A 15,786-nucleotide genomic window follows, 5' to 3' on the forward strand; every position below is an offset into this window, starting at 1 on the left:
GCGCGGCGGGACGCGCCGCCACCGGGGGGAGCATGAGCGACGCGTGGCCGGCAGAGCCGGATGCCGAAACCCTGCGCCGGGAGGCGATGGGCGCCTTCGCCCACGAAATCCGCACGCCCCTGACTTCGATCCGGATGGTCATCGAACTGGCGAAGCGGGGCGCCGATGGGGACGCCGGGCTGCGGCTCGACCGCGAGCTCGCGGAGATGCTGCTCGCGTCGGTCGATGACCTCCAGGCGCTGGCCGACGACCTGCAGGAGATGTCGCGGCTGGAGCGCGGCAAGCTGACGCTGGCGCCCGGGCCGTGCGACCTCGGGGCAGCCGTCGCGGCGGCGGCGGAGCTGCTCGGCGGCGCGCCGCGGCTGGAGGGCGGCCCTGTGCCGGGCGTGGAGGGGCCGTGGGACGCGGCCAGGCTGGTGCGGGCGATCGCCGGGCTGGCCCGGTCGGTGAACCGGGTGGGCGACGGGAGCGGCGTGGTCCGGCTGGCGGCGCGGCTGGAGCCCGGGGCCGCGGTCATCGAACTCGCGAGCGGCTCCCGGAGCGGCGAACTCCGGCCGATCGCGGCGGATGCGGGTTTCTCCTACTTTCGCGCCCGGCAGCTTGTCGTCGCGATGGGCGGCTCCGTACACTGCGAACGTCGCGAACGTTTCGCCCGCGCGGCCGTCGTGCTGCCGCTGGGCGAAACCGGTGGCGGCGGAGGTGGCAACGCGCGATGAAGATCCTGCTCGCCGAAGACGAGCGCACCATTTCCCGCCTCATCCGGCAGGTGCTGGTGAACAACGGGCACGACGTGGCGTGGTGCGCCTCGGCAGCGGAAGCGGTGGAGCTGCTGGAGCGGGAGCGGTTCGACCTCGTGCTGCTCGACCTGCACCTGGCGGACGGCGACGGCATGCGGGTGGTGGCGGCGATCGAAGCAGCCAGCGAGCCCGGCCCGCCCGTCGTGCTGATGACCGGCGAAGGGGTGCTGGAAGCGGACGACCCGCGGTCGCGGCGGGTGGCCACGATCCTGCCGAAGCCGTTCGACCTCGACGAGCTGGAGCGGGCCGTCAATTCGTTCGTGGCCTAGCTGCGAACGTTTGCGGAACGGTGCGTTTGGCGTGATAGCATGGGAGACGTGAGTCCGGCCGACCGGCCCCAGGTGAGAACAACCCCGCGTCCATCGCGCGGGGGTGCGATTTAGCGCCTTTCCCAACCCGGTTCGTTCCGCCCGGCGTTCGCCCACGCGTTGGAGAAAGGGATTCCTATGCCTACTGACCAGGTGCAGCTGTACGACACGACCCTCCGCGACGGTTCGCAGATGGAGGGGATTTCGCTCTCGGTCGAAGACAAGATCCGGATCACGAAGAAGCTGGACGAGCTCGGCTTCGAGTGGATCGAGGGCGGCTTCCCGGGTTCGAACCCGAAGGATGCCGAGTACTTCCGCCGGCTGCGGGAGGTGAAGCTGCGGCACGCGAAGGTGAGCGCCTTCGGCGGCACCCGCAAGCCGAACACCACCTGCGAGGCCGACGCCAACATCCAGAGCATGGTGGCGGCCGATACGCCGGGCGTGACGCTCGTCGGCAAGGCGAGCCTCTACCAGGTCACCGACATCCTCGAGACGACGCCGGAAGAGAACCTGGCGATGATCGCGGACACGGTCCGCTACTTCAAACAGCTCGGGAAGACGGTGTTCTTCGACGCCGAGCACTTCTTCGACGGGTTCTACGGCGACCCGGACTATTCGCTGCAGTGCCTCGTAACGGCGGCGCGCGCAGGGGCGGATGCGCTCGTCCTGTGCGATACGAACGGCGGGATGACGACGCGGTCGATGCTGCGGGCGCTGGAGGCGGTGCAGCAGCGGGTGAAGGACGTGCGGCTCGGCATCCACCTTCACAACGATGCCGGGCTCGCGGTGGCGAATTCGCTCCACGCGGTGGAAGCGGGGGTGTGGCAGGTGCAGGGCTGCGTGAACGGCTACGGCGAGCGGTGCGGGAACGCCGACATCCTGACCATCGCGGCGAACCTGAAGCTGAAGTACGGCATCGACGTGCTGGAGGACGAGCAGCTGGCGCGGCTGACGGAGGTGGCGAACTACGTGGCCGAGCTGGCGAACATGGCGCTCAACCCGCAGACGCCGTACGTGGGCGCCGCGGCGTTCGCGCACAAGGCGGGCTACCACGTCGCGGGCATCATCAAAGACGAGAAGGCGTATCAGCACGTGGACCCGGCGCTGGTGGGCAACCGGTCGCGGGTGCTCGTTTCGGAGCTTTCGGGCCAGCGGAACCTCGTGATGAAGCTGAAGGAGGCCGGGCTCGATTTCCTCTCACAGGACGAGATCAAGCGGCTGCTCGAACTGGTGAAGGAGCGGGAGGCGCAGGGCTACCAGTACGAAGGCGCGGAAGCGAGCTTCGAGATGCTGGTGCGGCGGAGCCTGCCGGGCTACCGGCCGCCGTTCGAACTGGAGGACTTCGTCATCGTGGAGCGGCGGCGCGTTCGGAAGGGCGACGGCGGGAACGAGATGCTCGCCGAGGCGATGGTGAAGCTGACCATCAACGGCGAAACCATCCACACGGCGCACGAGGGCAACGGGCCGGTGAATGCGCTCGACGGCGCGGTGCGGAAGGCGCTCAACCCGCTCTTCCCGCAGCTCGAGCAGGTGAAGCTCGTCGACTACAAGGTGCGCATCCTCGACAGCCAGTCGGCGACGGGAGCGCGGGTGCGCGTGCTCATCGAGAGCACGGACGGGACGCGGCACTGGACGACGGTCGGCTCGTCGACGGACATCATCGAGGCGAGCTGGCTGGCGCTGGCGGACGCGCTCGAATACGCCCTGACGACCGAAGGGTGAGCGGGCGAAGGCCGGCTGCGGTAGGCTTCGGCGCGTGATCCTACTGCTCTACGGCGGCGACGAGGCGGCGATCCGGCGGCGGCTGCGCGAGCTGAAAGCGGAGGCCGACGGCGGCACCGGGATGCTCCTCCACAACCTGGCGGAGCTGGAGGGGCGCGACCTGAAGCCGGCAGACGTCGTCGCGCCGGCGATGGCGCCGCCGTTCCTCGCGCCGCTGCGGCTGGTCATCGTGGAGCACCTGCTGGCGCGGTACGAGCCGCGGGGCGGGGCGCGCGGCGCCCGCGCGCCGGGGGCGTGGGCCGAGCTGCCGGCCCTGCTCGAACGGGTGCCGCCGACCTCGCTCATCGTCTTCCTCGGGCGGCCGTTCCTCGCCGAGCAGCAGATGCGGCAGGTGACGGACGCGAACCCGCTGGTCCAGCTGCTGAAGAAGGTGCCGGGCGCGCAGGTGGAGCACTACCCTGCCCTGGCGAAGCTGCAGGACCGGCAGCGGTACATCCGGGAGGAGGCGGCGGTGCGGGGCATCCGCTTCCGCGCGGGCGCGCCCCGGCGGGAGGAGCTGCTGCCGGGCGAGGAGCCGCCGCCGGAGACGGACCCGACCGCCTACCTGGCGGGCATCCTGGGCGGGAACACGCTCCTCATCGCGAACGAACTCGACAAGCTGGCGCTCTGGGCGATGGGGCGCGAGGTGACCGTGCTCGATGTGATGCGGGTGTGCGCCGGCGAGCGGGAGCCGGACCACTTCCGGATGGTGGACGCGCTCATGGACGGCGACCTCGGCACGGCGCTGGAGATGCTGCGGCGGCGGCTGGCGCTGGGTGAATCGGGACAGGGCATCCTCGGCGCCGTGGTCGAGCGGTACCGGTCGCTCGGGGCGCTCGCGGCGCTGATCGAAGAGGGCGCGCCGGAGGCGGACATCGACAAACAGCTCGGCAACGTGGCGCGGTTCGCAAACCTGAAGCAGGCGGCCATCCAGCGGGCGCGCCGGCACGGGACGGCGGCGGTGAGAGAGGCGTTCGCCATCCTCGTCGAAGCGGACCGGGCGCACAAGACGAACGAGATGGACGAGGACACGGCGCTGGAGGCGGCGTTTGCCCGGCTGGCGGCCCTGGCGCCGGTGCGGGGGCCGCTGGCGGCGGGCCGGGGCGGGCGGCGCTAGCCGGCGGCGTCCTGCCAGACGGGGTTGTAGCAGGCGACGCGGTGGGTGGCGCCCCCCGGCTGCTCGAGCAGGGGCGGCGGCTCCTGCCGGCAGCGGCTGAGCGCTTTCGGGCAGCGGGGGAGGAAGGGACAGCGCTCGGCGGGGCGGGTCAGCTCGGGCGGCTGGCCCGGGATCTGGTGGAGGTGCGCCCGGGCGCCGTCGACCCGGGGCAGGGTGGCCAGCAGCGCGTGGCTGTACGGGTGCAGCGGCTGCTTCAGCATCTCCCGCACCGGGCCTTCTTCGACGATGCGCCCGGCGTACATCACCGCGACGCGGTCGGCGACCTGGGCGACGACGCCGAAGTCGTGGGTGATGAGGAGGATGGCGGTGCCGCGCTCCTGCCGGAGCCGTTCGAGCTGGTAGAGGATCTGGGCCTGGATGGTGACGTCGAGGGCGCTGGTCGGCTCGTCGGCGATGATGAGTTCGGGGTCGAGCGCGGTGGCGATGCCGATCATGACCCGCTGGCACATCCCGCCGGAGAGCTGGAAGGGGTAGGCGCGGGCGACGCGCTCGGGCTCGGCGAGGCCGACGCGGTAGAGGAGATCGACGGCGCGGCGGCGGGCCTCTTTGCGGTCGAGCTGGAGGTGGCTGGTGAGGATCTCGGCGACCTGGCTGCCGATATCGATGACGGGGTTCAGGCCGGCGACCGGGTCCTGGAAGATCATGGCGACGCGGCGGCCGCGGTAGCTGCGGAGTTCGGCATCGTGGAGGGCCAGGAGGTCGGTGCCGCCGAGGCGGATGGCGCCGCCGGTGACGGCTGCCTCGCCGGGGAGGAGCCGGGGGATCGCCATGCCGACGGTCGTCTTGCCGGAGCCGGATTCGCCGACGATGGCGAGGACTTCGCCGGGTGCGAGCTGGAAGGAGACACCGGATACGGCGTAGACGGTGGCGTCGCGGGCGCGGTATTCGATGGAGAGGTCGCGCACCTCAAGGAGCGCCTGGGGCATGGGTTCCTGCCGGCGGCCGAGGGTTCCCCGGCACGGGGTGATGGTGGACAGTCTACTCGCTGGGGCGGATGGAGGAGATGAAGCGGCCCTGGATTTCGACGTTGTCGGGCGTGGTGTAGATGGGCTCCATGGCGCTGTTGGCCGGCTGGAGGCGGATGCGGCCGTTCTCGCGGTAGATGCGCTTGAGGGTGACTTCGCCGCGGTCTTTGAGCCAGACGGCGACACGGTCGCCGTCGTCGGCGTGGCGGACAGGTTCGAGGAAGACGATGTCGCCGTCGTCGATGAGGTCTTCGATCATGGATTTGCCGCGGACTTTGAGGGCGAAGACGTTGGTGCGGCCGCGGACCATCTCTTCGGTGACGGGGACGTAGTCTTCGGCGTCGGCGGCCCAGCGGTCGGAGGAGGGGACGGGGATGGGCTGGCCGGCGGCGATGGTGCCGAGGAGCGGGACTTCGACGATGCGGGTGCGGCGGCCGCGGGCGCCGAGGAGTTCGATGCCGCGGGAGATTTCGCGGTCGCGGCGGATGAACCCTTTTTCTTCGAGCTTGCGGAGGTTGTAGTCGACGACGGAGGTGCTGGAGATGCCACACCCCTCCTGGATGTCGCGGATGGAGGGCGGGTAGTCGTGCTCTTCGATGAAGGCCCGGAGGAAGTCGAGGATTTGCTGCTGGCGGGGGGAAAGGGTGGTCATCGGCGCCGTCCGAACGGATGTTCGCGGGAACGGTAACAAATCGCCGGGTTTATCGTCAAACGTGTTCGGAACAGGACGCCGGGCTCGCGCGAGGGCGGCGCGGCTGCGACGATCGGGAGGACTGCGGAAGGGGACTGGCATGCCGGTGGCGCTGGTGATTGCGGCACACCCGGACGACGGGGAGCTGGGCTGCGGCGGGTACGTGCTGCAGCTCATCGAGGCGGGCTGGACGGTGCACTGGGTGGTGACCACGAACGGAGCGAAGGGCACGGCCGACCGCTCGATGCCGCGCGAGCGGCTGATCGCGCTGCGGCGGGAGGAGCAGGCGGAGGCGTGCCGCCGGCTGGGGACGGCGCCGCCGCGGCTGCTGGGCTTCGAGGACGGGGAGCTGGCGTATTCGCGGGAGCTGGTGGGCGCGCTGGTCCGCGTCATCCGGGAGGTGCGACCGGAGGCGGTGCTGACGCACGACCCGACGGACTTCATCATCCGGGACCGGTTCATCAACCACGCTGACCACCGGGCGACGGGGGCGGCGGCGCTCGATGCGGTGTACCCGGCAGCGCGGGACCACCTGAACTTCCCGGAGCAGGTGGCGGAAGGGCTGGAGCCGTGGCGGGTGCGCGAGCTGCTGCTCTGGAATACGAATGCGCCGAACTTCGACGTGGATATCGGGGCGCAGCTGGAGCGGAAGGTGTGGTCGCTCTCGGCGCACGTTTCGCAGTTCGGGCGGGGCGAGGAGCTGGCGCGGTTCGCGCAGGAGCGGTGGCGGACGCCGGACGGGCGATTCGTGGAGCGGTTCCGGCGGGTGGCGCTGGAGTTCTGAGAGAGCTTTCAGCGGCGGGCCGCAAGCGCGAGCGGCACGACGATGAGGGGCTCGCTGGTGGGCGCGGGCGCGCCGCCGGCTGGCTCGAGCGTGACGGCGAAGGCCGTGAAGCGGCGGAGGTCGCCCCCGGGAGCGAGGAAGAGGCTTCCGTCGCCGGGGAGGAGGCCCGCGGGCCGCGCTTCCTGGCCTTCGAGCAGCCAGCCCTGGTAGGTGCGGCCTTCGGGAGCCTGCGGGAGCCCATCGAGAACGGCAATGGCGAGGCCGCCGGCGGGGTCGACGAGCACGCTGGCGCTGATGCCGCCGGGGGCGGCGACGCCCGCGCGGATGGTGTCGCCGCGTGCAGCGGCGGCGAGGAGGGCGTCCCTGCGGGCGAGGTCGGAGGCTTGGCCTGCCGGGCTTCCGGGCGCGGCGAGCCAGCCGAGGAGGCTGCCGGCGGCGAGGAGGAGGAGGCCGGCCGCAAGCTCCAGCGTCCAGCGGGGAGGAGTGAGGCGCAGGCGGCGGGGCCGCTCGCTGCGGGCGCGCCGGAGGAGCGCTTCCCGCAGCCCGGGCTCCGGTGCGGGAGCTTCGGCGGCGAGCGGGAGGAGGGCGGCGACACGCTCGAGTTCGGCGAACTCTTCCGCGCATGCGCTGCAGGACTGGAGATGGTCGCGGATGGCTTCGGCCTCGGCGCCGGCGAGGACGCCGAGGGCGAGTTCGGGCAGGAATTCGATGGGATGGCCGGCGGGCTGCGTCATGAGCGGAGTTCTCCCGGGCGAAGGATGCCGGCGAGCTTCAGGAGTCCGAGCCGGAGGCGGCTGCGGACGGTCGGGGACGGCACCCCGAGGATGCGGCCGACTTCGGTGCTGGTGAGCCCATGGTAGTAGACCAGCTCGATGGCGGAGCGCTGCTCGCCGGGAAGACTGGCGAGGGCGGTGCGCACGCGCTCCCGGTCGAGCGCGAGTTCGGCGGCGGCCTCGGTCCGCTCGCTGGCTGGCAGCGGGACGGCGTCGTCGAGCGGGGCTGCGGGCAGATTGCGGCGGCGCCGGCGGAGTTCGTCGATGCACAGGTTGCGGGTGATGGCGAGGAGCCAGCTGGAGACGCTGGCCCGCGCCGGGTCGTAGGCGCCGGCGTTTCGCCAGGCGCGAAGAAACGTCTCCTGGACGACCTCCTCGGCATCTCCTTCGGAGCCGAGCATCCGGATGGCGAAGGCGTAGCAGGGGCGGCTGTACCGGTCGTAGAGGGCGCCGAGGGCGGCATCATCACCGCGGGCGAGCGCGCGGACTGCGGAGACATCGTCGGCGAGGGCGTTCACGCCGAGATCGTACGTTCGGCGAAGCGGAGGTGATCACGCGCGGGGTCTCCCGGCGTCAGGCCGACTTTCGCTCCCGGAGCGCAGGGTGGGCATCGAGCAGGGCAGCGCCTTTGCGGGCGAGCGCGCTGACGGTGCTCTTGTCGCGGCCGCCGAGGAGGGCGCCGACCTGCGCGAGGCTCATGCCCTGCTCCTGCAGGAGGGCCGCGGCGACGGCCCGGGCTTCGCCGACGCGGGGCTGGCGGGAGCGGCCGGCGATCTCGGCGGGTTCGACGCTGAAGTAGCGGGCGATGCGCTCGAGGAGGCCGGGAGTCGGCTCGGCGCCGGCGGCTTCGGCGATGGCGATGCGCGCGACCGCAGCATCGAGCCCGGCGAGGTCGAGGCGGCCCATCCGCTGGAGGGCGATGGCCTGGTTGACGGCGCCGAGGAGGAGGCGGACGGACGGGGCGCGGCAGGCGGCGAGCCGGTCGACGGCCCAGGCGGGGAGGGCGATCCGGTGGCGGCGGGCGACGCGCTCCACGAAGGCGCGGCGGGCGGTGTCGTCGAAAGGTTCGACCCGGGTGACGATGCCCTGCGCGAGCCGGGAGGTGAGCCGGTCGAGGAGGTCGAGGTCGAAGGGGTGCTGTTCGGAGGCGACGGCGACGTGGCCGCCGCGGTGCATGACGGCATCGAGGGCGGCGGCGAAGGCTTCCTGCGTCGCGCGCCGGCCGGCGAGCTGCTGGAGGTCATCGAGGATGAGGAGGTCGAGGCCGCAGAGGGCATCGTGGAATTCGCCGCTCCGGCCGCTGCGGATGTCGCCGACGAAGCGAGCGGTGAAGGTGCCGGCATCGAGGCAGGCGACGGCGCGGCCGGCCCGGCTGGCGGCGCCGGCGGCGGCGTGGAGGAGGTGCGTCTTGCCGAGGCCGGGCGGGCCGTAGATGACGACCGGCGAGGGAGCGCCGGGGACGGCCTCGGCGAGGTCGCGCATGGCGTGGAAGGCGAGCAGGTTGCCTTCGGCGGGCTGGTAGGCATCGAAGGTGAGGGCCGGGTCGACGATGCCGAGGATTGGGCCGGGCGCGACGGCGGCCGGGGGCGCGCCCGGCCCGCGGAAGACGACGTCGACTTCGCCGAAGACCTGGGCGACGGCGCGTTCGATGACGGGCCGGAGGCGGCTGTCGAGCCAGTCGCGGGCGATGTCGTTCGGGGTGTTGATGACGAGGGTGCGGCCGTCGAAGGCGCCGGGGGCGGCGCCCTTGAGCCAGGTGGCGAAGGTGTGCGGGTTGAGCTGGACCTCGAGGCAGCCGAGGACGGCGCGCCACGAGCGGGCGAGGTGGCGGGGTTCGCTGCTCGCGCTGGCGGCTGGTTCCAACGGCACACACACTCCTTCCTCCCGCGCGGGGGCGGGCGATGTCGCGGTAGGGTCTTCGAGCCTGGGAGCTGGAGGTCCGGGGCCGTTCCCCCGGGATCCCCGGTGGGGCAGGGCCGAAGGGTACGCCCGGGCGGGCCGGGCGTTCAACGCTCTTATGTCGAAGCCGGGGGCGCCGCCGGCAAGGATTCACGCGGGGCGGCGTTTATGTGTGGCGGCCCAATTTCGGCCCAGAATGTGCCCCAAGGAGCAAGGAGGCGCCGAACTCGGCCCCGATAAAACCTTCGAATTGGGCGGAAACGCAACAGGGGGCGCGCCGCCTGGCGCGCCCCCGCGGCGCGACGTGTGCGGCCGGCCTCAGGAGCCGATGACGCCGCCGTCGTCCTTCATGACGAAGATGACGGTCGGGCGCGGCTCCTTCCCGTCGGGGAAGTTGCTGGTCAGGTTCTCGAGGGTCGAGCCTTCGCCCGGGTGCTGGATGGAGACGAAGAGGGTGTCGTCGTTGTCGCTGAAGACGAGGCTGGCGCATTCGCCGCCCGGGACGCCGGAGAGGAACTGGCGGTTGTAGCCGCGCTCGGGGCCGGCGACGGGCACGGCGAAGACGCCGTCGTTCTTCTTGAAGGTGCTGGGCTGGCCGTCGGTGGAGATCCAGAGGTTGCCGCGGCGGTCGAAGGTGATGTTGTCGGGCGAGGAGATGGGGCTGACGAGGGACTGGTCGAAGCCGGCGAAGTAGGTGCCCTTGTCCTTGGCGGGGTCGCCGCAGAGCATGAGGAAGCGCCACTGGAACGTCGGCGCCGCGTGGTCGCCGCCGGCGGGCATCATCTCGATGATGTGGCCGTGGCGGTTCTCGGCGCGGGGGTTGGCGGCGTCGGTGCCGGGGCGGCCGCTCGTGCCGCGCTGGGAGTTGTTGGTCATCGCGGCGTAGATGTAGCCGTTGGCGGGGTTGACTTCGATGTCCTCCGGCCGGTCCATCCTGGTGGCGCCGACGAGGTCGGCAGCGAGGCGGGTCTTGATGCAGACGTCGCCCTGGTTGGCGAAGCCGTTGGCGGCAGTGAGCTTGCCCTGGCCGGCGATGAGCGGAATCCACTCGCCGGTGCCGTCGTCCTTGAACTTCGCGGCGTAGAGCGTGCCGGATTCGAGGAGGCGGAAGTTCGCCTGGCGGTCGTTCGGGTCGTATTTGCCGTCGCTGACGAATTTGTAGACGTAGTCGAACCGCTCGTCATCGCCCATGTAGACGACGGCCCGGCCGTCTCTGGCGATGACGGTGGAGGTGGCTTCGTGCTTGAAGCGGCCGAGGGCGGTGTGCTTGCGGGGGAGGGAGCCGGGGTCGTGGGGGTCGAATTCGACGACCCAGCCGAAGCGGAAGGCTTCGTTCGGCTCCTGGGCGAGGTCGAACCGCTTGTGGAAGCGCTCCCACTTCCGCTCGCTGGCGCCGCCGGGGAGGCCGTACCGCTTGTGGGCGGCTTTCTTGGCGGCATCGGCGACCTGGTCGTTGTTGGCGAAGTACTGGTTGAAGTTCTCTTCGCAGGTGAGGACGGTGCCCCACGGGGTGATGCCGGCGGAGCAGTTGTTGAGGGTGCCGAGGACGGTGTAGCCGGCCGGGTCGGCGCTGGTGCGCATCCACGGGTGGCCGGCGGCGGGGCCGGTCAGCCGCATCGGGGTGGTGCCGGTGATGCGGCGGTTGTGCCATGCGCCGAGGGTGTACCGCCAGCCGCGCATCGGGTGCCGCTCGATGTGGACGACGCTGACGCCGTGGGCGGCGAGTTCGTAGTCGACCTGCTCCTTCGTCGGGTTCTCCGGGTCGTAGCCGGGGAACATGAGCTCGGGGTTGGTGTATTCGTGGTTGGCGATGAGGAGGGCGCGGTCCTTCGCCAGCGGGATGAATCCGAGGTAGTCGCAGTTGTAGCCGAACTGGCGCTCCTGCTGGGCGGCGGTCTGCTTGCCGAATTCGAAGCCGGTGCCGGGGTCGAGGAAGAGCGGGTCGCCCCAGCGGATGAGGATTTCGGATTTGTAGCCGGGCGGGACGATGATGCGGTCGGAGCCGTCGAGCTTGACGGGCGTGAAGTTCAGGCCGGAGCTGCTGCCGGCCGATTGGGCGCGGGCGGTCTCGGCGCCGAGGACGGTGTTCTTGCCGACGACGAGCATGCCGGCGGCGAGGGCGCCGAAGCCGAGGAGCCGGCGGCGGGAGATGTAGCGCCGGGCGACGGCGCCGAAATATTCGTTCCCGCTTTCGTTCGGCGCGGGGTGGGCGCACTGGTTGCCGCAGCTCCAGCGGCAGGTCTGCGGGTGGACGAAGCACTGGTTGGACCGGTAGTCGTCGACGACGGGAAGGAGGTCGGACGGGTCGTGGTCCAGGGACATGGAGGAAACCTCGCTGCGTTGGGATGGCTGGCCGGCGGGCCATGCGCCATCGTTCGGGAGCGTGGTAAACGTCTGGCAAACGGATGGTGATCGCGAGATTAGCGGACGTCAGGCGGCCTCGCCGGCCTCCCAGCGCTGGAGGCGGCGGACGGCGAGGAGCAGCATGAGGGCAGCGGCGAGGGCAGCGAGGACGGCGGCGGGGGCCGGTTCGAGCCGGGGCTGGAAGACGCTCGCGGGCAGGTCGAAGAAGGCGCCGGCGATGCCGGTGGCGTACTGGCGGATGGAGAGGAAGCGGATGCCGCTGAAGAGGCCGGAGAGCGTGCCCTCCCAGAGGAAGACGTAGAGCAGGCCGGCGACGAGGGCGCGGCTGGTGGCGATGCTGAGCCAGGTGAAGGCCGCCGCATAGACGAACGAGCCCGCTGCGATGCCGACGGCGAAGCCGGCGACGATGCCCGGGCCGCTGCCGCCGAGGACGATGAGGCCGGCGGCGACGGCGGCGGGGAGGAGGGCGGCGAGGGACGCGGCCCACGCCACGAGGAACCGGGCGAGGACGATATCCCGGCGGGGGACCGGCGTGGCGAGCAGGTAGACGGCGGTGCCGTCCTCGATGTCCTGGCCGAAGGCGCCGGTCGCGAAGATGAGCGTGACGAGGGGGAGGATGGTGGTGGTGACGATGCCGCCGAGGAGGGCGCGGGCGGCGAACCGCTCCGGGTCGGCGTCGGCGGGCGCTGCGAACCGGTAGAGCAGGGCGATGGCGACCGGCAGGAGCGCGAGGAGGACGACGAGGATGGTGCGTCGCTGGCCGAGGAGGGTGCGGGCGGTGAGGCGGGCGATATCGGGGTTCATCGGCGGACCAGGTAGGCGAAGACGCTTTCGAGGGACTCGTCCGTGGGGCGGACTTCGTAGAGCGTGACGCCGGCCGCGCGGGCGGCGGCCGGCAGGGCGCGGGCGGCGGCGAGGAGGCCGTCGGCGCGGACCTCGAGGCGGCCGTCGTCGAAGGCGACGCCGCGGATGGCGGGCTCGGCGAGGAGGCGCGCGGCGAGGGCGCGGTCGTCGCTGGAGCGGACGGTGAAGGCGTGGGGCCGGTCGGTCATGAGGGCGCGGATCTGGCGGTAATCGCCGGAGGCGGCGAGCCGGCCGGCGACGATGACGAGGACGGTATCGGCGAGGCGCTCGACTTCTTCGAGGATGTGCGAGGAGTAGAGGATGGCGCGGCCCTCCGCGGCCATGCGGCGGAAGAGGTCCATGAGGTGGAGGCGCTGGCGCGGGTCGGCGCCGTTGAACGGCTCATCGAGGATGAGCACCTGCGGGTCGTGGACGAGGGCGGCGGCGATTTTGATGCGCTGCTTCATGCCCTTGGAGTAGGTTCCGCAGGGACGGCCAGCGGCGGCGTCCATGTCGACGAGGGCGATGGCGCGCTCCGCTGCGGCCGCGGGGTCGGGGAGGCGGTGGAGGCGGGCGGCGAGTTCGACGAACTCCCGGCCGGTGAGGAAGCCGTAGACGGCTTCGCGCTCGGGCACGAGGCCGAGTCGGCGGTAGATGCCGGGGTTGCGCCACGCCGGCTCGCCGAGGATGCGGACGTCGCCGGCGGACGGCCGGAGGAATCCGGCGGCCATGTGGAGGATGGTCGATTTGCCGGCGCCGTTCGGGCCGAGGAGTCCGGTCACGCCGGGGCCGACCTCGAAGGAGACGTCGTTGACGGCGACGACGTTGCCGTACCAGCGGGAAACGCCGCGGAGTTCGATGGCCGGGGGCGAGCCGCCGCTCATGCCTGCACCCGCTGGAAGCGGCGGAGGATGAGGAGCGCGGCGGCCGCGAAGTGCGCCACCGCGAGGAGGAGGTAGCTGAACAGCGGGAGGTCGGCGCGCGCCTGGATGGAATCGGCGCCGGGGGTGTGCCCGAAGATGGCGAGCGCCGCGCCGTAGAGGAGGTCGAAGGGGCTGAACCAGGCGGCGAAGCGGCCGATTTCGCCGCCGATTTCGACCAGGATGCCGGCGAGCGGCAGCGTCACGAGGAACCAGGCCGCGACGCCGACGGTCGCGTAGGCGCGCCGGGGCGCGTGGGCGGCGATGGCGAGGGAGCCGCACCCCGCAACGGCCGCGATGACGAGGCCGGCCGCGAGGGACTGCGGGAATTCGCGCCAGTGGTCGGCGAGGTAGCCGGGCAGGTCATCGCTGGCGAGGCCGTTGCCGATGGTGAGCAGCAGGAGCGGGCCGAGCGTCAGCACGGCGAGCGCAGTGACGAAGGCGGCCGTCTTGGCGATGGCGTAGTCGGAGCGGAGCAGGGCGCGGGAGAAGTAGAGCGAAAGCGTGCGGTAGCGCAGGTCGCGGCCGAAGATATCGGGGGCGACGCCGGCGCAAAAGAGGGCGACAGGGACTTCGCTGTAGCCGAGGTAGTTCCACGGCGCGATGATCTCGATCCGGCTGCCGAGCAGGGCCGCGACGCCGAGCTGGATGAGCGCGGGGATGAAGGCGAAGGCGGCGACGACCAGCGGGACGATCTTCGCGGAGGTGCGGCGGCCGATGCCGAAGGCGCCGCGCAGGGTGAAGGTGTAGAGCGCCAGGATGGCTGCGCGGCGGCCGAGCCGCGGGCCGTCGTAGGTCCGGTAGCCGAGGTCGTAGATGGCGCCGGCGCGGGGATCAGCTCCCGGCATGGAGAGCCTCCGGGGCCGGCCGGAAGAGGTCTTCGAGGGCCTGCCGCCGCCGTTCGAGCCGGACCAGCCCGAGGCCGAGGTCGGCGCAGGCATCGCGGACGCGGTCGAGGACGTGGTCGCCGTCGAACGGCAGGAGGAGCTGGCGGCCGTCGCCTTCGACGCGGAGGCCGGCCGCGCGGAGTGCGTCGGCGAGCGCCGCAGGGTCGCCCTCGACCTCGACGATGAGGGTGCCGGTGGCGGCCGTGAAATCGGCGATGGCGCCCTGGCGGAGGAGCCGGCCGCCGTCGATGACGACGACCTGGTCGCAGACGCGTTCGATTTCGCCGAGGAGGTGGGAGGCCATGACGATCGAGATGCCGAATTCATGCCCGGTGCGGCGGACGAGGTCGAGCATGTCGTCGCGGCCGGCGGGGTCGAGGCCGTTCGTCGGCTCGTCGAGGAAGAGGAGACGCGGGTCGTGGACGAGCGCCTGCGCGAGCTTGACGCGCTGTTTCATTCCGGTGGAGTAGCCGCGGATGTCGCGGTAGCGCTCTTCGAAGAGGCCGACGTGGCGGAGCGTCTCGGCGGTGCGCTCGCGGGCGGCATCGCCGGGGAGGCCGTTGACGCGGGCCATGTGGGCGATGAATTCGGTGGCGGAGACATCGCCCGGGAGGCAATCGTGCTCGGGCATGTAGCCGACGAACTGGCGGAGGGTGGGGCCTTCGCTGGCGACGTCGTAGCCGAGGACGCGGGCGGAGCCGGAGGTGGCCGGGAGGAGGCCGAGGAGGATGCGGATGAGGGTGCTCTTGCCGGCGCCGTTGGCGCCGACGAGGCCGGTGATGCCCGGCGGGACGGCGATGGTGAGGTCATCGAGGGCGGTGACGTCGCCGAAGCGGCGCGTGAGGCCCGCAGTTTCGATGACGTGCATGGGAGGAGTGTAGAGGGGATACGCCGCGCTCGAAGCGCTCGACGACATCCAGCGGGTTTCGATGACGTGCATGGGAGGAGTGTAGAGGAGATGGCGCAAGGGGCGGGGAAGGGCGGCGGCGCGGGGGGGGCGAGCCGGCTTCGCCGGCGGTGGCGCGGCTGGCGCCGCGGGGATGGCTGGCCGCCTTCGGCGGCGGCGCCGCGGGATGCCGCCGCTCCGCGGCGGCGCGGGGCGGGGAGTTGGGAGGAGGGAGCTGGGAGGAGGGAGGAGGAGCTGGGAGCTGGGAGCTGGGAGCTGGGAGCTGGGAGCTGGGAGCTGGGAGCTGGGAGCTGGGAGCTGGGAGCTGGGAGCTGGGAGCTGGGAGCTGGGAGCTGGGAGCTGGGAGCTGGGAGCTGGGAGCTGGGAGGGAGGATAACCTCCAACCTCCAACCTCCAACCTCCAACCTCCAACCTCCAACCTCCAACCTCCAACCTCCAACCTCCAACCTCCAACCTCCAACCTCCAACCTCCAACCTCCAACCGTTGCCGCGGGGCTCCGTCCCCGCGGGGCGCCATGCGCCCAACGGATGTCCCGGGAACCGGGAGGCGGGAAGCGGGAGACGGGCGGATGCGAACGTCCGGGTGGGCCTCGCCGGCCCTCCGCGGGGACGGAGTGGGGAGTTGGGAGATTGGAGTGGGGAGCTGGGAGACCCGGGGGAGGAGGGCTGCTCCCTGCTCCCTGCTCCCTGCTCCCTGCTCCCTGCTCCCT

Annotated in this window: 16 protein-coding genes; 5 read left to right on the top strand and 11 right to left on the bottom strand. The window is 71.7% G+C overall.

Going from position 1 to position 15,786, the window contains the following annotated elements; translation table 11 throughout:
- Positions 1 to 32 precede the first annotated feature (32 nt).
- The 4 genes from O0235_RS04670 to holA all read left to right on the top strand — a co-directional run bounded on the left by O0235_RS04670 (position 33) and on the right by holA (position 3,983).
- Positions 33 to 716 (top strand): sensor histidine kinase, encoded by a 684-nt coding sequence (locus O0235_RS04670; protein ID WP_270057374.1) that lies wholly within the window; start codon positions 33 to 35, stop codon positions 714 to 716.
- Complete coding sequence (locus tag O0235_RS04675) at positions 713 to 1,066, top strand: response regulator (RefSeq protein ID WP_270057375.1); 354 nt, start codon at positions 713 to 715, stop codon at positions 1,064 to 1,066. The genes O0235_RS04670 and O0235_RS04675 overlap by 4 nt, the downstream gene beginning before the upstream one ends.
- Before the next feature lie 177 nt (positions 1,067 to 1,243).
- Positions 1,244 to 2,827: a citramalate synthase gene (gene cimA / locus O0235_RS04680; RefSeq protein WP_270057376.1), complete on the top strand. Its 1,584-nt coding sequence runs from the start codon at positions 1,244 to 1,246 to the stop codon at positions 2,825 to 2,827.
- 34 nt (positions 2,828 to 2,861) lie between these two features.
- Complete coding sequence (gene holA / locus O0235_RS04685; RefSeq protein WP_270057377.1) at positions 2,862 to 3,983, top strand: DNA polymerase III subunit delta; 1,122 nt, start codon at positions 2,862 to 2,864, stop codon at positions 3,981 to 3,983.
- Here holA and O0235_RS04690 read toward each other — a convergent pair.
- A complete protein-coding gene (locus O0235_RS04690; protein WP_270057378.1) occupies positions 3,980 to 4,969 on the bottom strand; it encodes an ABC transporter ATP-binding protein in 990 nt (329 codons plus the stop codon). The two genes, holA and O0235_RS04690, sit on opposite strands and share 4 nt — an antisense overlap.
- A gap of 52 nt (positions 4,970 to 5,021) precedes the next feature.
- Entirely contained in the window at positions 5,022 to 5,660 is a 639-nt protein-coding gene (lexA, locus tag O0235_RS04695) for a transcriptional repressor LexA (protein ID WP_270057379.1), read from the bottom strand.
- A 139-nt stretch (positions 5,661 to 5,799) separates the two neighbouring features.
- Between lexA and O0235_RS04700 the strand changes: the two genes are divergently transcribed.
- Positions 5,800 to 6,483, top strand: a complete 684-nt coding sequence (locus O0235_RS04700; protein WP_270057380.1) for a PIG-L deacetylase family protein — start codon at positions 5,800 to 5,802, stop codon at positions 6,481 to 6,483.
- Positions 6,484 to 6,491: 8 nt separating this feature from the next.
- Here the strand turns inward: O0235_RS04700 and O0235_RS04705 are convergent, their stop codons facing one another.
- The 9 genes from O0235_RS04705 to O0235_RS04745 all read right to left on the bottom strand — a co-directional run bounded on the left by O0235_RS04705 (position 6,492) and on the right by O0235_RS04745 (position 15,593).
- Positions 6,492 to 7,217: an anti-sigma factor gene (locus tag O0235_RS04705; protein ID WP_270057381.1), complete on the bottom strand. Its 726-nt coding sequence runs from the start codon at positions 7,215 to 7,217 to the stop codon at positions 6,492 to 6,494.
- Positions 7,214 to 7,774, bottom strand: coding sequence for an RNA polymerase sigma factor (locus O0235_RS04710; protein WP_270057382.1), 561 nt, complete (start codon positions 7,772 to 7,774; stop codon positions 7,214 to 7,216). The genes O0235_RS04705 and O0235_RS04710 overlap by 4 nt, the downstream gene beginning before the upstream one ends.
- A 55-nt stretch (positions 7,775 to 7,829) precedes the next feature.
- Entirely contained in the window at positions 7,830 to 9,125 is a 1,296-nt protein-coding gene (locus O0235_RS04715) for a DnaA ATPase domain-containing protein (protein ID WP_270057383.1), read from the bottom strand.
- 348 nt (positions 9,126 to 9,473) lie between these two features.
- Complete coding sequence (locus O0235_RS04720; protein ID WP_270057384.1) at positions 9,474 to 11,477, bottom strand: PhoX family protein; 2,004 nt, start codon at positions 11,475 to 11,477, stop codon at positions 9,474 to 9,476.
- 108 nt (positions 11,478 to 11,585) lie between these two features.
- A complete protein-coding gene (locus O0235_RS04725; protein ID WP_270057385.1) occupies positions 11,586 to 12,323 on the bottom strand; it encodes an ABC transporter permease in 738 nt (245 codons plus the stop codon).
- A complete protein-coding gene (locus O0235_RS04730; protein ID WP_270057386.1) occupies positions 12,320 to 13,246 on the bottom strand; it encodes an ABC transporter ATP-binding protein in 927 nt (308 codons plus the stop codon). Before O0235_RS04730 ends, O0235_RS04725 begins: the two co-directional genes overlap by 4 nt.
- A complete protein-coding gene (locus tag O0235_RS04735; RefSeq protein WP_270057387.1) occupies positions 13,243 to 14,130 on the bottom strand; it encodes a hypothetical protein in 888 nt (295 codons plus the stop codon). The genes O0235_RS04730 and O0235_RS04735 overlap by 4 nt, the downstream gene beginning before the upstream one ends.
- On the bottom strand, positions 14,117 to 15,037 hold the full coding sequence (locus tag O0235_RS04740) for an ABC transporter ATP-binding protein (RefSeq protein ID WP_270057388.1): 921 nt from the start codon (positions 15,035 to 15,037) through the stop codon (positions 14,117 to 14,119). Before O0235_RS04740 ends, O0235_RS04735 begins: the two co-directional genes overlap by 14 nt.
- Entirely contained in the window at positions 14,976 to 15,593 is a 618-nt protein-coding gene (locus tag O0235_RS04745) for a hypothetical protein (protein ID WP_270057389.1), read from the bottom strand. The genes O0235_RS04740 and O0235_RS04745 overlap by 62 nt, the downstream gene beginning before the upstream one ends.
- Positions 15,594 to 15,786: the final 193 nt, after the last annotated feature.

The organism is Tepidiforma flava (assembly GCF_027594505.1).
In the GTDB taxonomy this organism is placed as follows: domain Bacteria; phylum Chloroflexota; class Dehalococcoidia; order Tepidiformales; family Tepidiformaceae; genus Tepidiforma; species Tepidiforma flava.

Coding starts and splice junctions, on each gene's coding strand:
- O0235_RS04745 (WP_270057389.1), bottom strand. CDS start 15,593: ATGGCGCCCCGCGGGGACGGAGCCCCGCGGCAACGGTTGGAGGTTGGA.
- O0235_RS04735 (WP_270057387.1), bottom strand. CDS start 14,130: ATGCCGGGAGCTGATCCCCGCGCCGGCGCCATCTACGACCTCGGCTAC.
- O0235_RS04720 (WP_270057384.1), bottom strand. CDS start 11,477: ATGTCCCTGGACCACGACCCGTCCGACCTCCTTCCCGTCGTCGACGAC.
- O0235_RS04725 (WP_270057385.1), bottom strand. CDS start 12,323: ATGAACCCCGATATCGCCCGCCTCACCGCCCGCACCCTCCTCGGCCAG.
- O0235_RS04700 (WP_270057380.1), top strand. CDS start 5,800: ATGCCGGTGGCGCTGGTGATTGCGGCACACCCGGACGACGGGGAGCTG.
- O0235_RS04675 (WP_270057375.1), top strand. CDS start 713: ATGAAGATCCTGCTCGCCGAAGACGAGCGCACCATTTCCCGCCTCATC.
- cimA (WP_270057376.1), top strand. CDS start 1,244: ATGCCTACTGACCAGGTGCAGCTGTACGACACGACCCTCCGCGACGGT.
- O0235_RS04740 (WP_270057388.1), bottom strand. CDS start 15,037: ATGCACGTCATCGAAACTGCGGGCCTCACGCGCCGCTTCGGCGACGTC.
- lexA (WP_270057379.1), bottom strand. CDS start 5,660: ATGACCACCCTTTCCCCCCGCCAGCAGCAAATCCTCGACTTCCTCCGG.
- O0235_RS04705 (WP_270057381.1), bottom strand. CDS start 7,217: ATGACGCAGCCCGCCGGCCATCCCATCGAATTCCTGCCCGAACTCGCC.
- O0235_RS04730 (WP_270057386.1), bottom strand. CDS start 13,246: ATGAGCGGCGGCTCGCCCCCGGCCATCGAACTCCGCGGCGTTTCCCGC.
- O0235_RS04690 (WP_270057378.1), bottom strand. CDS start 4,969: ATGCCCCAGGCGCTCCTTGAGGTGCGCGACCTCTCCATCGAATACCGC.
- O0235_RS04670 (WP_270057374.1), top strand. CDS start 33: ATGAGCGACGCGTGGCCGGCAGAGCCGGATGCCGAAACCCTGCGCCGG.